This is a genomic window from Stenotrophomonas veracruzanensis (assembly GCF_032911525.1).
GTDB lineage: Bacteria > Pseudomonadota > Gammaproteobacteria > Xanthomonadales > Xanthomonadaceae > Stenotrophomonas > Stenotrophomonas africana.
The window spans coordinates 1-14,924 of the sequence record NZ_JAWJTI010000010.1; the positions used below are offsets into that span (position 1 = coordinate 1).

At 65.4% G+C, this 14,924-nt stretch carries 10 protein-coding genes; 4 read left to right on the forward strand and 6 right to left on the reverse strand.

Features of this window, described 5'->3' with window-relative positions; genetic code table 11:
- Positions 1–153: 153 nt before the first annotated feature.
- Entirely contained in the window at positions 154–2,034 is a 1,881-nt protein-coding gene (locus R1H25_RS09145) for an ATP-binding cassette domain-containing protein (RefSeq protein ID WP_317223406.1), read from the forward strand.
- A 152-nt stretch (positions 2,035–2,186) separates the two neighbouring features.
- On the opposite strand, the gene R1H25_RS09150 is transcribed toward R1H25_RS09145, so the two are convergent.
- A complete protein-coding gene (locus R1H25_RS09150) occupies positions 2,187–2,648 on the reverse strand; it encodes a cytochrome c (RefSeq protein WP_049447845.1) in 462 nt (153 codons plus the stop codon).
- Between the two features lie 9 nt (positions 2,649–2,657).
- A complete protein-coding gene (locus R1H25_RS09155) occupies positions 2,658–3,047 on the reverse strand; it encodes a c-type cytochrome (protein ID WP_049447846.1) in 390 nt (129 codons plus the stop codon).
- Positions 3,048–3,251: 204 nt separating this feature from the next.
- Here R1H25_RS09155 and R1H25_RS09160 point away from each other — a divergent pair, with 204 nt between their 5' ends.
- Genes R1H25_RS09160 through R1H25_RS09170 form a run of 3 tightly spaced genes read left to right on the forward strand, consistent with a single transcriptional unit; the run spans position 3,252 to position 11,007 of the window.
- Positions 3,252–4,403 (forward strand): efflux RND transporter periplasmic adaptor subunit, encoded by a 1,152-nt coding sequence (locus R1H25_RS09160; RefSeq protein WP_317223407.1) that lies wholly within the window; start codon positions 3,252–3,254, stop codon positions 4,401–4,403.
- Positions 4,400–7,921 (forward strand): efflux RND transporter permease subunit, encoded by a 3,522-nt coding sequence (locus R1H25_RS09165; RefSeq protein ID WP_373695559.1) that lies wholly within the window; start codon positions 4,400–4,402, stop codon positions 7,919–7,921. The genes R1H25_RS09160 and R1H25_RS09165 overlap by 4 nt, the downstream gene beginning before the upstream one ends.
- Positions 7,918–11,007 carry an efflux RND transporter permease subunit gene (locus R1H25_RS09170; RefSeq protein ID WP_241881285.1) on the forward strand — a complete coding sequence of 1,030 codons (3,090 nt, stop codon included), beginning with the start codon at positions 7,918–7,920 and terminating at the stop codon, positions 11,005–11,007. The genes R1H25_RS09165 and R1H25_RS09170 overlap by 4 nt, the downstream gene beginning before the upstream one ends.
- 63 nt (positions 11,008–11,070) lie before the next feature.
- Here R1H25_RS09170 and R1H25_RS09175 read toward each other — a convergent pair whose 3' ends face one another.
- The 4 genes from R1H25_RS09175 to R1H25_RS09190 all read right to left on the reverse strand — a co-directional run bounded on the left by R1H25_RS09175 (position 11,071) and on the right by R1H25_RS09190 (position 14,894).
- Complete coding sequence (locus R1H25_RS09175; RefSeq protein WP_241882128.1) at positions 11,071–12,072, reverse strand: hypothetical protein; 1,002 nt, start codon at positions 12,070–12,072, stop codon at positions 11,071–11,073.
- A 164-nt stretch (positions 12,073–12,236) separates the two neighbouring features.
- Complete coding sequence (locus tag R1H25_RS09180; protein ID WP_005409278.1) at positions 12,237–13,457, reverse strand: TraB/GumN family protein; 1,221 nt, start codon at positions 13,455–13,457, stop codon at positions 12,237–12,239.
- Between the two features lie 4 nt (positions 13,458–13,461).
- Complete coding sequence (locus tag R1H25_RS09185; RefSeq protein WP_049447852.1) at positions 13,462–13,992, reverse strand: GNAT family N-acetyltransferase; 531 nt, start codon at positions 13,990–13,992, stop codon at positions 13,462–13,464.
- A gap of 14 nt (positions 13,993–14,006) precedes the next feature.
- Positions 14,007–14,894, reverse strand: a complete 888-nt coding sequence (locus R1H25_RS09190) for a carbon-nitrogen hydrolase (protein ID WP_006430958.1) — start codon at positions 14,892–14,894, stop codon at positions 14,007–14,009.
- Between the last annotated feature and the right edge of the window lie 30 nt (positions 14,895–14,924).

Genomic DNA, 14,924 nt, shown 5'->3' on the forward strand with positions numbered 1-14,924 from the left:
CCATCGAGCCCCCATGGATGGGTTCACGGCGTGTCCTGCAGCCCCACACCGACCTGCCTGCCACCGTAAGCCGCTTTGGCTGTTGCTTCGGCCGTTGCCTCTGCGGGTGCCGGGTGCAACCCGGCCGACGCCCCCAACCCGTACAATATCCGGATGCCTCTGATTACCCTACAGAACGTCGACTTCAGCGTCGGCGGCCCGTTGTTGCTGGAAAAGGCCGAATTGTCGATCGAGCCGGGCGAACGCATCGCCCTGATCGGCCGCAACGGCGCCGGCAAATCCACCCTGCTCAAGCTGCTGTCCGGCGACCACAAGCCCGATGACGGCGAAGTCCGCGTGCAGCAGGGCGTGCGTGTCACCCGCCTGGAGCAGGAAGTGCCACACGGCGCGGCCGGTTCGGTGTTCGACGTCGTCGCCGATGGCCTCGGCGAACTGGGCCAGTGGCTGGCCGAATTCCACCACCTCAGCCATGCCGAGGTCTTCGATGGCGAAGCTCTCGGCAACGTGCAGGCCAAGATCGATGCCGCCAACGGCTGGGGCCTGGACCAGCGCGTCAGCGAAACCCTGACCAAGCTCGACCTCGACGGCGATGCCGAGTTCGGTCGCCTGTCCGGCGGCATGAAGCGCCGCGTGCTGCTCGCCCGCGCGCTGGTGTCCAGCCCCGATGTGCTGCTGCTGGACGAACCGACCAACCACCTGGACATCGAGGCCATCGACTGGCTCGAAGCGTTCCTGAAGGGCTGGAGCGGCAGCGTGGTGTTCGTCACCCATGACCGCCGCTTCCTGCGTGCGCTGGCCACCCGCATCGTCGAGATCGATCGCGGCCAGGTCACCAGCTGGCCGGGCGACTGGGCCAACTACGAGCGCCGCCGCGAGGAACGCCTCAATGCGCAGGCGCAGGAAAACGCGCGCTTCGACAAGCTGCTGGCGCAGGAAGAAGTCTGGATCCGCCAGGGCATCAAGGCCCGCCGCACCCGCGACGAAGGCCGTGTGCGCCGCCTGAAGGCGATGCGCAACGAGCGTTCCGCACGTCGGGACCTCAGTGGCAACGTCAAGATGGAAGCCGCGCAGGGCGTCAGCTCCGGCAAGAAGGTCATCGACGTCAAGGACATTTCGTTCGCCTTCGGCGAGCGCACCATGGTCCGTGATTTCACCACCACCATCCTGCGTGGCGACCGCATCGGCCTGATCGGTCCCAACGGCAGCGGCAAGACCACGCTGCTGAAGCTGCTGCTGGGCGAACTGCAGCCAGCCAAGGGTGAGGTCAATGCGGGCACCAACCTGCAGATCGCGTATTTCGACCAGTACCGTGCGGTGCTGCGCGAAGACTGGAGCGCGATCGAGAACGTGGCCGAAGGCCGCGATTTCCTCGAGTTCAACGGCAAGCGCAAGCACGTGCATGCCTACCTGCAGGACTTCATGTTCACCCCGGAACGTGCGCGTGCGCCGATCACCCGCCTGTCCGGTGGCGAGCGCAACCGCCTGCTGCTGGCCAAGCTGTTCGCGCAGCCGTCCAACCTGCTGGTGATGGACGAACCGACCAACGACCTCGACGTGGAAACCCTGGAGCTGCTGGAAGAGCTGCTGGGCGAATACACCGGCACCCTGCTGCTGGTCAGCCACGACCGTGACTTCATCGACAACGTGGTGACTTCCACGCTGGTGATGGAAGGCGATGGCGTGATTGGTGAGTACGTTGGCGGCTACAGCGACTGGCAGCGTTATGCGGCCAGTGTGGCGACGCCTGCTGCGGCTCCGGCAGCCAAGCCGGCGGCAGCTGCACCGGCCGCCACGGCCGCTGCTCCGGCAGCGCCGAAGCGCAAGCTGGCCTACAAGGAAGCGCGCGAACTGGAGCAGTTGCCGAAGACCATCGAGAAGCTGGAGGGCGATGTCGAAGGCCTGACCTCGGCGATGAACGACCCGTCGTTCTACACCCGCAGCAGCGCCGAAGTGACCGCGCACACCCAGCAGCTGGCAAAGGTGCAGGCCGAACTGGATGCCGCTTACGCGCGCTGGGAAGAGCTGGAAGGCTGAGCGTTGACCGGCGCCAGCGGTTGCGCCGATTGATGTAGAGCCGAGCCCACGCTCGGCTCAGTAGATCCACGCCATGCGTGGATATGCGGATCTGTGCGGACCAACGGTCCGCACCCACCAATCAACGGTCCGCACAGACCGGGGGCCGGCGGTCATTTGACCCCGTGCAGATCCCGCAGCTGGGTCGGCCGGCTGCCGAAATACGCCGCCAGATCGGCAATGTCCTGATCACTCAGGTCCTTCGCCTGCGGCGTCATCAGCGCATGCTGGCGGTCACCGGCGCGGTAGGCCTGCAGCGCATGCGCCAGGTAGTCGCCGTACTGCCCACCCAGCTTCGGATAGGTCGGATCGATCGGCGCATTGCCGTCGGCCCCGTGGCAGTCGATGCAACTCTGGTTGGTGGCTTTGCCCTTCACCTTGGCGCGGGCTTCACCTGCTGCCTCGCGACCTGCCGGCAGGCCGGCGGAGGACGATGAACCGTGTTCGCCGCTGGCATGGCCCGGGTCGGCGGCGGATTTCTCGCTGTTCTCCACCTGCGACTGCGAACAGGCCGCCAGCAGCAGGGCAACGGACAGGGCGATGGCGTGACGCATCGGATGCGCGGCTTTCGACATGGGCGGGCCTTACTTGACGGTGGACAGGTAAACAGCGAGATCGGCGATCTCCTGTTCGCTGAAACTCATCGACTGCGCCTGCATCGTCGGATGCCTGCGCTTGCCTTGGCGGTACTCGGTCAGCGCCTGGGCCAGGTACTGCTGGGTCTGGCCGCCGATCTTCGGCACCCGGTAACTGGGGTAGGCGTTCTTGTAACCGGTGATGCCATGGCACCCCTGGCAGGTATAGGCCAGGACACGGCCATTGTCGAAGTTGCCGGTGGGGGCGGCAGGCGCCGGGGCGGCGGCGGGAGCCGGGGCCGGGGCAGGTGTGGCAGGAGCAGGAGCGGGCTGTGCGGCGGCCCCAAGGGGCAGGAGGACGGCCAGAGCGAGACAAGCGGCGAGCGGCTGCGGGCGCATGGTGTCGTTTCCGGGGATTCGGGTCTGGTCGTTCCGGCGTGGGGTACGGAACGCCCCGAGTATAGCCTCAGGTTTCATCTAGCTGAAATGGGGGTGCCCGACCAGCGGCGTGAAGAGACCATGACCTTTGGGATATGGTGTTGCCGTGAAGTGGTGCATTACTTTGCTACCACACCTGTCCACGCATCCTCCAGGGACCTGACGATGTCACACCCAACCTTCCTGTCCGGCCGTCGCAGCGGAATCTGCGCTGCCGCACTGCTGATCTCCACCTCCCTGCTGCTGGGCGGTTGCGCCGCAGGGCCCAATTCCGAAGCCAAGGCCGCCGAGACCAAGGAGGAGAAGAAGGTTGACGCGGTTCCCGTCGAAGTAGCCGTGGCCAGCCATCGCGCGGTTGCCGCCAGCTATACCGGCACCGCTGCGCTGGAGCCGCGCGCCGAATCGCAGGTGGTGGCCAAGACCTCCGGCGTGGCGCTGGCGGTGCTGGTCGAGGAAGGGCAGCGGGTCACTGCCGGGCAGCCGCTGGTCCGCCTTGATCCGGACCGCGCGCGCTTGGCCGTGGCGCAGAGCGAAGCGCAGATGCGCAAATTGGAAAACGACTATCAGCGTGCGCAGAAGCTGGTCGCCCAGCAGCTGGTCAGTGCGGCCAGCGTCGACCAGTTGCGCTACGACCTGGAAAACGTGCGCGCCCAGTACCGCCTGGCCACGCTGGAACTGTCGTACACCACCGTGGTCGCACCGATTTCCGGCGTGATCGCCTCGCGCTCGATCAAGACCGGCAACTTCGTGCAGATCAATACACCGATCTTCCGCATCGTCGACAACTCGCGGCTGGAAGCCACCCTCAACGTGCCCGAGCGTGAGCTGGCCACCCTGCGCGCCGGCCAGCCGGTGACGCTGGCCGCCGATGCGTTGCAGGGCCAAAGCTTCACCGGCACCGTCGATCGCATTGCGCCGGTGGTGGACTCAGGTAGCGGCACGTTTCGCGTGGTCAGCGCCTTCGATGGCGCCGCGCACGCACTGCAGCCCGGCATGTTCGGGCGCATCCGCATTGATTACGACCAGCGTGCCGATGCGCTGGTGGTGCCGCGCCTGGCGCTGCTCGACGACGGTGAGCCGGCGGTGTTCCGGGTGCGCGAAGGCAAGGTCGCACGCGTTCCGGTCAAGCTGGGTTACGCCGAGGGCCCGTGGGTGGAGATCCGTGATGGCCTGGCGGCCGGTGATCAGGTGGTCACCGCCGGCAAGGTCGCCCTGCGCGACGGTACCGCGGTGCAGGTGATCGCCGATCCGAAGGCAAAGGCAAAGACGGTCGCAGCGGCCGCAAAGCCGGCAGACAAGGCCGGGAGCAAGCAATGACCGGCCCGGGCCACGACCACGGTGCCTCGCCGGCGAGCGACGGCGCCGCCGCCGGCATGCGCGGCGGCCTGGTGGAATTCGCCACCCGCCGCCGCGTGACCATCGCCATGTGCACGGTCACGCTGCTGCTGTTCGGCCTGATCGCGCTGGGCAACCTCAAGGTCAACCTGCTGCCGGACCTGAGCTATCCGACGCTCACCGTGCGCACCGAGTACACCGGTGCGGCGCCGACTGAAATCGAAACCCTGATCACCCAGCCGGTCGAAGAAGCGGTGGGCGTGGTCAAGAACCTGCGCAAGCTGAAGTCGGTCTCGCGTACCGGCCAGAGCGATGTGGTGCTGGAGTTTGCCTGGGGCACCAACATGGACCAGGCCAGCCTGGAGGTGCGCGACAAGATGGAAGCGCTGAACCTGCCGCTGGAGGCCAAGGCCCCGGTGCTGCTGCGCTTCAATCCGTCCACCGAGCCGATCATGCGCCTGGTGCTGTCCAGCAAGACCGCACCGGCCGGCGATGCCGATGCGGTCCGCGAGCTGACCGGCCTGCGCCGCTATGCCGATGAAGACCTGAAGAAGAAGCTGGAGCCGGTCACCGGCGTGGCAGCGGTCAAGGTCGGTGGCGGCCTTGAGGACGAGATCCAGGTCGACATCGACCAGCAGAAGCTGGCACAGCTGAATCTGCCGATCGACACCGTCATCAAGCGCCTGAAGGACGAGAACATCAACATCTCCGGCGGTCGCCTGGAGGAGGGTTCGCAGCGCTTCCTGGTGCGCACCGTCAACCAGTTCGCCGACCTGGAGGAGATCCGCAACCTGCTGGTCACCACCCAGGGCTCGAACGGAAGTGCAGCCGACTCGGCATTGCAGCAGATGTTCAACATCGCCGCGTCGACAGGTTCGGCCGCGGCCATCGCGGCGGCCTCGGCGGCGCAGAGCGCATCGTCCGGTGGAGGCTCCAGCGTGGTCGCCAACGGCGTGCCGGTGCGCCTGAAGGACGTGGCCACGGTGCGCCAGGGCTACAAGGAGCGCGAAGCGGTGATCCGCCTGGGCGGCAAGGAATCGGTTGAACTGGCGATCTACAAGGAAGGCGACGCCAATACGGTGTCCACCGCCGAAGCGCTGCGCAAGCGCCTGGAGCAGATCAAGGGCACGTTCCCGTCCGATGTCGAGATGACCACCATCGAGGACCAGTCGCGCTTCATCGAGCACGCCATCGCAGACGTCAAGAAGGATGCGGTGATCGGTGGCCTGCTGGCGATCCTGATCATCTTCCTGTTCCTGCGCGATGGCTGGAGCACGTTCGTGATCAGCCTGTCGCTGCCGGTCTCGATCATCGCCACGTTCTTCTTCATGGGCCAGCTCGGCCTCAGCTTGAACGTGATGTCGCTGGGCGGCCTGGCATTGGCCACCGGCCTGGTGGTGGACGACTCGATCGTGGTGCTGGAGAGCATTGCCAAGGCGCGTGAGCGGGGCCTGGGCATCCTGCAGGCGGCGATCGTCGGTACCCGCGAAGTGAGCATGGCGGTGGTCGCCTCCACCCTGACCACCATCGCGGTGTTCCTGCCGCTGGTGTTCGTCGACGGCATCGCCGGCCAGCTGTTCCGTGATCAGGCACTGACCGTGGCGATCGCGATCGCGATCTCGCTGCTGGTGTCGATGACCCTGATTCCGATGCTGAGCTCGCTGAAGGGACGGCCGCCGCTGGCGTTCCCGGAAGAGGCACCGAACGAACCATGGCAACCGCAGAGCCGCTGGCAGAAGCCGGTTGCGCTGGGCCGCCGTGGCGCCGTGGCGACCGCGCGCTGGGGCTTCTACGCACTGGCCTGGCTGATCGTGCGCCTGTGGCGTGGCGTGGTCGCGGTGGTCGGCCCGGTGATGCGCAAGGCCAGCGATCTGGCGATGAAGCCCTATGCCGGTGCCGAGCGCGGTTACCTGCGACTGCTGCCGAGCGCGCTGGCGCATCCAGGCAAAGTGCTGGGCGTGGCCACGATCATCTTCGTGGCGACCATGGCGCTGGTGCCGATGCTCGGTGCGGACCTGATCCCGCAGTTGGCCCAGGACCGCTTCGAGATGACGGTGAAGCTGCCGGCCGGCACGCCGCTGAAGCAGACCGATGCGCTGGTGCGCGAGCTGCAGCTGGCGCACGGCAAGGGGGAGGGCGTGGCATCGCTGTACGGGGTCAGTGGCAGCGGCACCCGCCTGGATGCCAGCCCGACCGAGAGCGGCGAGAACATCGGCAAGCTGACCGTGGTGATGGAAGGCGGCGGCAATGCACGTACCGAAGCGGAGATCACCGAGCGCCTGCGTGACACCATGGGCCAGCATCCGGGTGCACAGGTCGACTTCGCACGGCCGGCGTTGTTCAGCTTCTCCACGCCGCTGGAAATCGAGCTGCGCGGGCAGGACATGGCGACGCTCGAAGTAGCTGGCCAGCGCCTGGCGGCGCTGCTGCGCGGCAATGCGCACTACGCCGACGTGAAGTCGACGGTGGAAGAGGGCTTCCCGGAAATCCAGATCCGCTTCGACCAGGAGCGTGCCGGCGCGCTGGGCCTGACCACGCGCCAGATCGCCGATGTGGTGGTGAAGAAGGTGCGTGGCGACGTGGCCACCCGTTACAGCTTCCGTGACCGCAAGATCGACGTGCTGGTGCGTGCGCAGGAAGGTGATCGTGCCAGCGTGGAGAGCATCCGTCGGCTGATCGTCAATCCGGGCAGCACCCGTCCGGTCACGCTGGATGCGGTGGCCGACGTGGTTGCCACCACCGGTCCCAGCGAGATCCATCGCGCCGACCAGACCCGCGTCGCCGTCGTGTCGGCCAACCTGCGCGATATCGATCTGGGCGCGGCCATGCGCGAAGTGCAGCAGATGGTGGCCGAGCAGCCGCTGGGTGCGGGTGTCGGCCTGCACATCGGTGGCCAGGGTGAGGAGCTGGCGCAGGCGGCGAAGTCGCTGATCTTCGCCTTTGGCCTGGCGATCTTCCTGGTCTACCTGGTGATGGCCTCGCAGTTCGAGTCGCTGCTGCATCCGTTCGTGATCCTGTTCACCATCCCGCTGGCGCTGGTCGGTGCGATCCTGGCGCTGATGCTGACCGGCAAGCCCATTTCGGTGGTGGTGTTCATCGGCCTGATCCTGCTGGTCGGCCTGGTCACCAAGAACGCGATCATCCTGATCGACAAGGTCAACCAGCTGCGCGAGGCCGGCGTGGCCAAGCACGAGGCCCTGGTGGAAGGAGCACGCTCGCGCTTGCGGCCGATCATCATGACCACCCTGTGCACGCTTTTCGGCTTCCTGCCGCTGGCGGTGGCGATGGGCGAGGGTGCCGAAGTGCGCGCGCCGATGGCGATCACCGTGATCGGCGGCCTGCTGGTATCGACCCTGCTCACCCTGCTGGTGATCCCGGTGGTGTACGACCTGATGGATCGTCGCGGTGATGCCTATTACCGCGAACGCGGCCGCAAGCATGCCGGCGAGATCGAACCGGGTGCGGCGGGCAGCGCGGCGGGTGCGGAGGAACCGGCATGAGTGTTGCCGAGTTCTCCATCCGCCGCCCGGTCACCACCATCATGTGTTTCGTGTCACTGGTGGTGATCGGCCTGATCGCTTCGTTCCGGCTGCCGCTGGAGGCGCTGCCGGACATCTCCGCGCCGTTCCTGTTCGTGCAGATCCCGTATACCGGTTCAACTCCGGAGGAAGTGGAGCGGACCATCATCCGCCCGGTGGAGGAATCGCTGGCGACGATGACCGGCATCAAGCGCATGCGCTCGTCGGCCACCTCCGAGGCCGCCCTGATCTTCATCGAGTTCAGCGACTGGGACCGCGACATCGCCATCGCTGCCTCCGATGCACGCGAGCGCATCGACGCGATCCGCAGCGACTTGCCGGACGATCTGCAGCGCTACAACGTGTTCAAGTGGTCCAGCAGTGACCAGCCGGTGCTGAAGGTGCGACTGGCCAGCACCACCGACCTGACCACCGCCTATGACATGCTCGACCGCGAATTCAAGCGGCGCATCGAGCGCATCCCCGGCGTGGCGCGCGTCGACATCACCGGTGCGCCGCCGAACGAGGTGGAGATCGCCATCGATCCGAACCGGCTCAACGCGCACGGGCTGAGCATCAACGAGCTGAGCGAGCGTTTGCGTACGCTGAACTTCTCGATCTCGGCCGGGCAGATCGACGACAACGGCCAGCGCGTGCGCGTGCAGCCGGTGGGCGAGATCACCGACCTGCAGGAAATGCGCGACCTGGTGATCAACGCCAAGGGCCTGCGCCTTGGGGATATCGCTGACGTGCGCCTGAAGCCGGCGCGGATGAACTATGGGCGCCGCCTCGATGGCAACCCGGCCGTCGGCCTGGATATTTTCAAGGAGCGCAGCGCCAACCTCGTGGAAGTCTCGCGCGCGGCGCTGGCCGAGGTCGAATCGATCCGTGCGGAGGCGTCGATGCGCGACGTGCAGATCAAGGTGATCGACAACCAGGGCAAGGCGGTGACGTCCTCGCTGCTGGAACTGGCCGAGGCCGGTGCGGTCGGCCTGATCCTGTCGGTGACGGTGCTGTTCTTCTTCCTGCGCCATTGGCCATCCACGTTGATGGTGACCCTGGCCATTCCGATCTGCTTCACCATCACCCTGGGCTTCATGTACTTCGTGGGGGTGACGCTGAACATCCTGACCATGATGGGCCTGCTGCTGGCGGTGGGCATGCTGGTCGACAACGCCGTGGTGGTGGTGGAGAGCATCTACCAGGAGCGCGAGCGCCTGCCGGGGCAGCCGCGGCTGGCCTCGATCATCGGCACCCGCAACGTGGCCATCGCGCTCAGCGCCGGCACGCTGTGCCACTGCATCGTGTTCGTGCCGAACCTGTTTGGCGAGACCAACAACATCAGCATCTTCATGGCGCAGATCGCGATCACCATCTCGGTCTCGCTGCTGGCCTCATGGCTGGTCGCGGTCAGCCTGATCCCGATGCTGTCCGCGCGCATGGCCACGCCCAAGCTGGTGCACTCGCAGACCGGCATGATCGCGCGCCTGCAGCGCCGCTACGCGCAACTGCTGGACTGGTCGCTGCACCATCGTGGCTGGAGCCTGCTCGGCATTCTGCTGGTCGTGCTGGTCAGCCTGGTGCCGATGAAGCTGACCAAGATCGACATGTTCGGCGGTGACGGCGGCAAGGACATCTTCATCGGCTACATGTGGAAGGGCGCCTACACCTACCGCCAGATGTCCGAGGAAGTGGCACGGGTGGAGAACTGGATCGACGAGAACCGCGAGCGCCTGCACGTCAAGCAGGTGTATTCCTGGTACAGCGAACAGGAAGGCAGCTCGACCGTGGTCACCCTGGACGAGAAGTACGCCAAGGACATCAAGTCGCTGCAGGAAGAGCTGCGCAAGGGTCTTCCGAAGTCGGCCCGCACCGACTACTTCGTCGGCAACCAGGGGGGTGATGGCGGCGGTGGTGGCGGCAACCAGGGCGTGCAGGTGCAGCTGGTGGGCGACTCCAGTTCGATGCTGCAGGAAATCGGCCAGGAAGTGGTGCCACTGCTGGCCCAGCGTGCCGAGCTGCGCGATGTGCGCATCGACAATGGCGAGAAGGGCGGCGAGCTGAAGGTGCGCGTCGACCGTGAGCGTGCCGCCGCATTCGGCTTCAATGCCGAGCAGGTGGCCAGCTTCGTCGGCCTGGCCCTGCGCGGTGCGCCGATGCGCGAGTTCCGCCGCGGTGACAATGAAGTGCCGGTGTGGGTGCGCTTTGCCGGTGCCGAGCAGAGCAGCCCGGAAGACCTGGCCGGCTTCAGCGTGCGCACCGGCGACGGCCGCAGCGTGCCACTGCTGAGCCTGGTCACCGTCGACGTCGGTTCGTCAGCCACCCAGATCGGACGCACCAACCGCCAGACCACGCTGACCATCAAGGCCAACCTGGCCGAGAAGGTCACCGCGCCCGATGGCCGCAAGGCGATGGAGTCCGTGCTCAAGCCGATGAACTTCCCGGCCGGCTATGGCTTCACCTTCGATGGCGGCGACTACGGCAACGACGACGAGGCGATGCAGCAGATGGTGTTCAACCTGCTGATCGCGCTGGTGATGATCTACGTGGTGATGGCGGCGGTGTTCGAGTCGCTGCTGTTCCCGGCGGCGATCATGAGTGGCGTGCTGTTCTCGATCTTCGGCGTGTTCTGGCTGTTCTGGATCACCGGCACCTCGTTCGGGATCATGTCCTTCATCGGCATCCTGGTGCTGATGGGCGTGGTGGTGAACAACGGCATCGTGATGATCGAGCACATCAACAACCTGCGGCGCGGCGGCATGGGACGCACGCAGGCGCTGGTGGAGGGCTCACGCGAGCGATTGCGCCCGATCATGATGACCATGGGCACGGCGATCCTGGCGATGGTGCCGATCTCGCTGACCAACACGCAGATGTTCGGCAATGGCCCCGAGTACGCGCCGATGGCGCGCGCGATTGCCGGCGGCCTGGCGTTCTCGACCGTGGTCAGCCTGCTGTTCCTGCCGACCATCTATGCGGTGTTGGATGACCTTCGCAGTGCCGTGACGCGGCTGGTCCGCTGCGCACGCGGCCTGGAGAGGGTAGAGCCGGGCGCTGCCCGGCTCTAATACACGTCAACGTGTTGTGGTGTGGGGGAGGCCGGTCGTAGTGGGGCGGCCTCCCCCTTTCTTTCAGCTCATTTCGACCTTGATCACCTGTGATTTGAACTTTGGAAACAGCGTGATCTGATGGTTGAGGAAACCCTTTACGCGCGCGTGAGGGTCTAGACGCCTTACCGAGTTTTGTTGGGGGTCTGATGCCCTCCAAAGGCCAAACGCAATGACATGGGTGCCATGCGGATACTGCTGGAGCCATTCTTGGTCAGTGTGACCGATACTTGCTCCATACGTCAGCTGTATCCCGTCATTTCCAACCTTGTGCCGTTCCGGAATCAGATTGAGAAACGTATTCCGTTGATTCGAACCGGTGTTTGGAAGCCAGATTCGATCCACAACGCCGGCTATCGCAAACGGGTGGGCCGAAGGCTCGGCCTTACGCAGCATTTTCCAAGCGTCCTCATACCGATCTTGTTCAAAGTAGAAACGGCGCCAAGGGATTTTGCGATTGCCAAAGCGCAGGAGCAGCGTCGCGCTCAGCTCGGCATCCTCCTCGCAGCGTTCGCGCAGCTTGAGAATGTCCATCGTAGTTCGGAGATAGCCGTCGAGCTTTCCACCAGTTCTGATGTAGTCTGTTCTTATGTGTTCATCTTTAGTTTTCGATCCAGTCTGGTAACCAGCCTTCACAGATCGATCAGAATTGCCAAGTGCGTTGTGTAGCAGCTGTAAGCGAAGCTCGTGTTTTCCTTCGTCAAGGCTTGACAAGAAGTCAGGATCAGATTGATTGGCGATGATCAGCTTGAGCTTTCCGGTTGCGTTGTAGCTGCAGCTTGTCGCGTGATCTGAATCTCTGGCTGATGTGAGGCCTATGTATGCAGCCCGCTCTACCGGCTCTTTTCCCGGCGGTCCATTTCGAAGTCCAAGTTTGACGAAACGGACGGACGCAGAGCATCCAACACCATCACAGAACAGTGGAGGGATTGTTTGACCATTTTCGGCTCGATTCTGCAGTGATTCGAGCGTATGTCGGTTCCTCCGATCGTCCACGGCTGAAGCCATCTTGATACCTTTTCCCATACTGGCCCTCCAGGCTCAGAAAAGTTTCATTGATCATACTTGCCGGAAGCGTGGCACAAAAAAAGCCACGCAATGCGTGGCTTTTTTGCTTGGGAATGATGTGCCAACCAAGGTTGGCACCTACCAGAGCGCAGTCGAGCTTGGCTCGACGCTACACGGAACAATCAACCCGCCACCTTGCCCCACACCTTGAACGTGGTCAGCCACAGGCCGAGCATGCTGCCGATGTTGGTCAGCATGAAGGTGAGCACCACGCGGGTGACGCGGTTGCGATACCAGCCCTTCAGGCTCTGCGCGTCGTCGCGCAGCTTCAGGAAGTCTTCGTAAGCCGGCTTGCGCAGGCGCGCTTCCACCAGCGCCGAGAATGCGCCGGTCGGGATGCTCAGGCGGAACGGCTTGAACGGGGCCACTGCGATCGCAGTCAGGATGCTCAGCGGATGGCCGCCGGCCAACAGGCAGCCCAGGCCGGCGAGGCCGCCGGTATACATCGCCCAGGTCGCCAGCAGTTCGGTGCCCACGCCCAGTCCGCCGCGGTAGAAGCCCACGCCGATGCCGGTTGCCACGATGGCCAGGATGCCCAGCGTGAACCACGGAATGTTGCGCTTCTTCGGCACCGCTTCCAGCTCGGCGCGCAGCGGCGCCGGTGCTTCGGTGTCGGTTTCCAGATAGCGCGCCAGACCCGCAAGGTGACCCGCACCGACAACCGCCAGCACTTCACGCTGCTGCGGGTTGTGTTCCTCGCGCAGGCGCGTGGCCATGTAGCGGTCGCGCTCGCCGATGATGGTCTCGTACAGTGCCGGGCTCTCGCTGGCGAACTCGCCGAAGCTCGATTCCAGCATGTCGCCCTGCTTGAGCTTCTCGATCTCGTTCTCGCCCACTTCCTCGGACGAGAACAGGCCGGCGCCGAGACCGGCAACCAGCTTCAGCTTGCCGAAGAAGCCCAGCCGCTGCGAGGCGCGGCGGAAGGTCAGGCCGACCTCGCGGTCGATCAGGTGCACCGGCAGGTCGCGTTCGCGCGCCAGTTCCACCGCGCGCTTCAGCTCGGCGCCCGGCTCGATGTCGAGCTGTTCGGCCAGGCGACGCTGGTAGGCGGACAGGGCCAGGTTGGCGGCGAACAGGGCGACGCGGCCCTTGCGGATCACCTCGACCAGGTCGAGCTTGGCCAGCGTGTCGGGGTCGCTCAGCGCCTGCAGGCGCTGCGGGTCCAGTTCAACGGCAACGGCATCGAAGCGGCCGCTGTCGATGGCTTTCTCCACCGCCTCGACGCTGGCGCGGGAGACGTGGGCAGTGCCCAGCAGGGTGTAGCGCACGCCGTCGCGTTCAACGACGCGCACCGGCTGGCCGGCGAACAGGTCGTCGCCGGTCTCGGGAAGGGTTTCGGTCATGGGTTCATTCATTGGAAGGTGCGGTGTCGGCGCCGTCGCCGAGCGCGCGCTGCATCTGCACGGTATCCAGCCAGCGGCCATGCTTGCGGCCGAGGCCACGGAACACGCCCACCAGCTCGAAGCCGAAGCGTTCGTGCAGCTTGATTGAAGCGGTATTGGTCGGTTCGCCGATCACCGCCACCATCTGCCGGTAGCCACGCGCCACGCAGGCGTCGATCAACGCCTGCAGCAGGCCGGTGCCAACGCCCTTGCCCTGGAACGCGGCATCGACGTAGACCGAGTTTTCCACGGTCCACTGGTAGGCAACGCGGGTGCGGTAAGTATTGGCGTAGGCATAGCCGGCCACCTGGCCGTCGATTTCGGCGACCAGGTAGGGAAAGCCGCGATCGATGATGTCGCGCATGCGGCGCAGCATCTCGGTCGCGTCCGGGATGTCGTACTCGTAGGTGTTGACGAAGTCGGTCACTTCCACCGCGTAGATCGCGGTGATCGCGTCGATGTCGGCCGGGCCGGCATCACGGATGAGGACGGCCATGCGCGGGCTCCGGCTCAGTCGATGTAGCGCTTGAGCAGGTCACCGTACGCGTCGATGCGGCGGTCGCGCAGGAACGGCCAGATGCGGCGCACATGCTCGCTGCGCTGCAGATCGACATCGCACAGCAGAACCGTGGCATCGGTGCCGGCTTCGGCCAGGAACTCACCCTGCGGGCCCAGCACGTGGCTGTTGCCCCAGAACTGGATGCCCGACGCGCCCAGCGGTGAGGCCTCGTGGCCGACGCGGTTGCAGCTCAGCACCGGCAGGCCGTTGGCCACGGCGTGGCCGCGGTGGCTCAGCACCCACGCGTCGCGCTGGCGGGTCTTCTCGTCCTGCACATCGTCCGGGTCCCAGCCGATCGCGGTCGGGTACAGCAGCAGTTCGGCACCGGCCAGCGCCATCAGGCGCGCCGCTTCCGGGTACCACTGGTCCCAGCACACCAGCACGCCAAGACGACCCACCGAGGTATCGATCGGCGTGAATCCGATATCGCCCGGGGTGAAGTAGAACTTCTCGTAGAAGCCCGGGTCGTCCGGAATATGCATCTTGCGGTACTTGCCCAGCAGGGTGCCGTCCTTCTCGAACACCACCGCGGTGTTGTGGTACAGGCCGGCAGCACGGCGCTCGAACAGCGAGCCGACCAGTACCACGCCATGCTGCTTCGCCAGCGCGCCCAGGCGCTCGGTGCTCGGGCCCGGAATCGGCTCGGCCAGGTCGAACTCGTCCACCGATTCGTGCTGGCAGAAGTACGGGCCGTTATGCAGTTCCTGCAGCAGCACCAGCTTGGCACCCTGCGCAGCCGCCTCGGCCACGCGTGCTTCGATCACCGCCAGGTTGGCGGCGGCATCACCGTGGTTGCGCTCCTGGATCAGGGCGACGGTAAGGGGGCTGCGCGAGTTCATGCGGGGCGTTCCTGCGGGGGAAAACCTGCA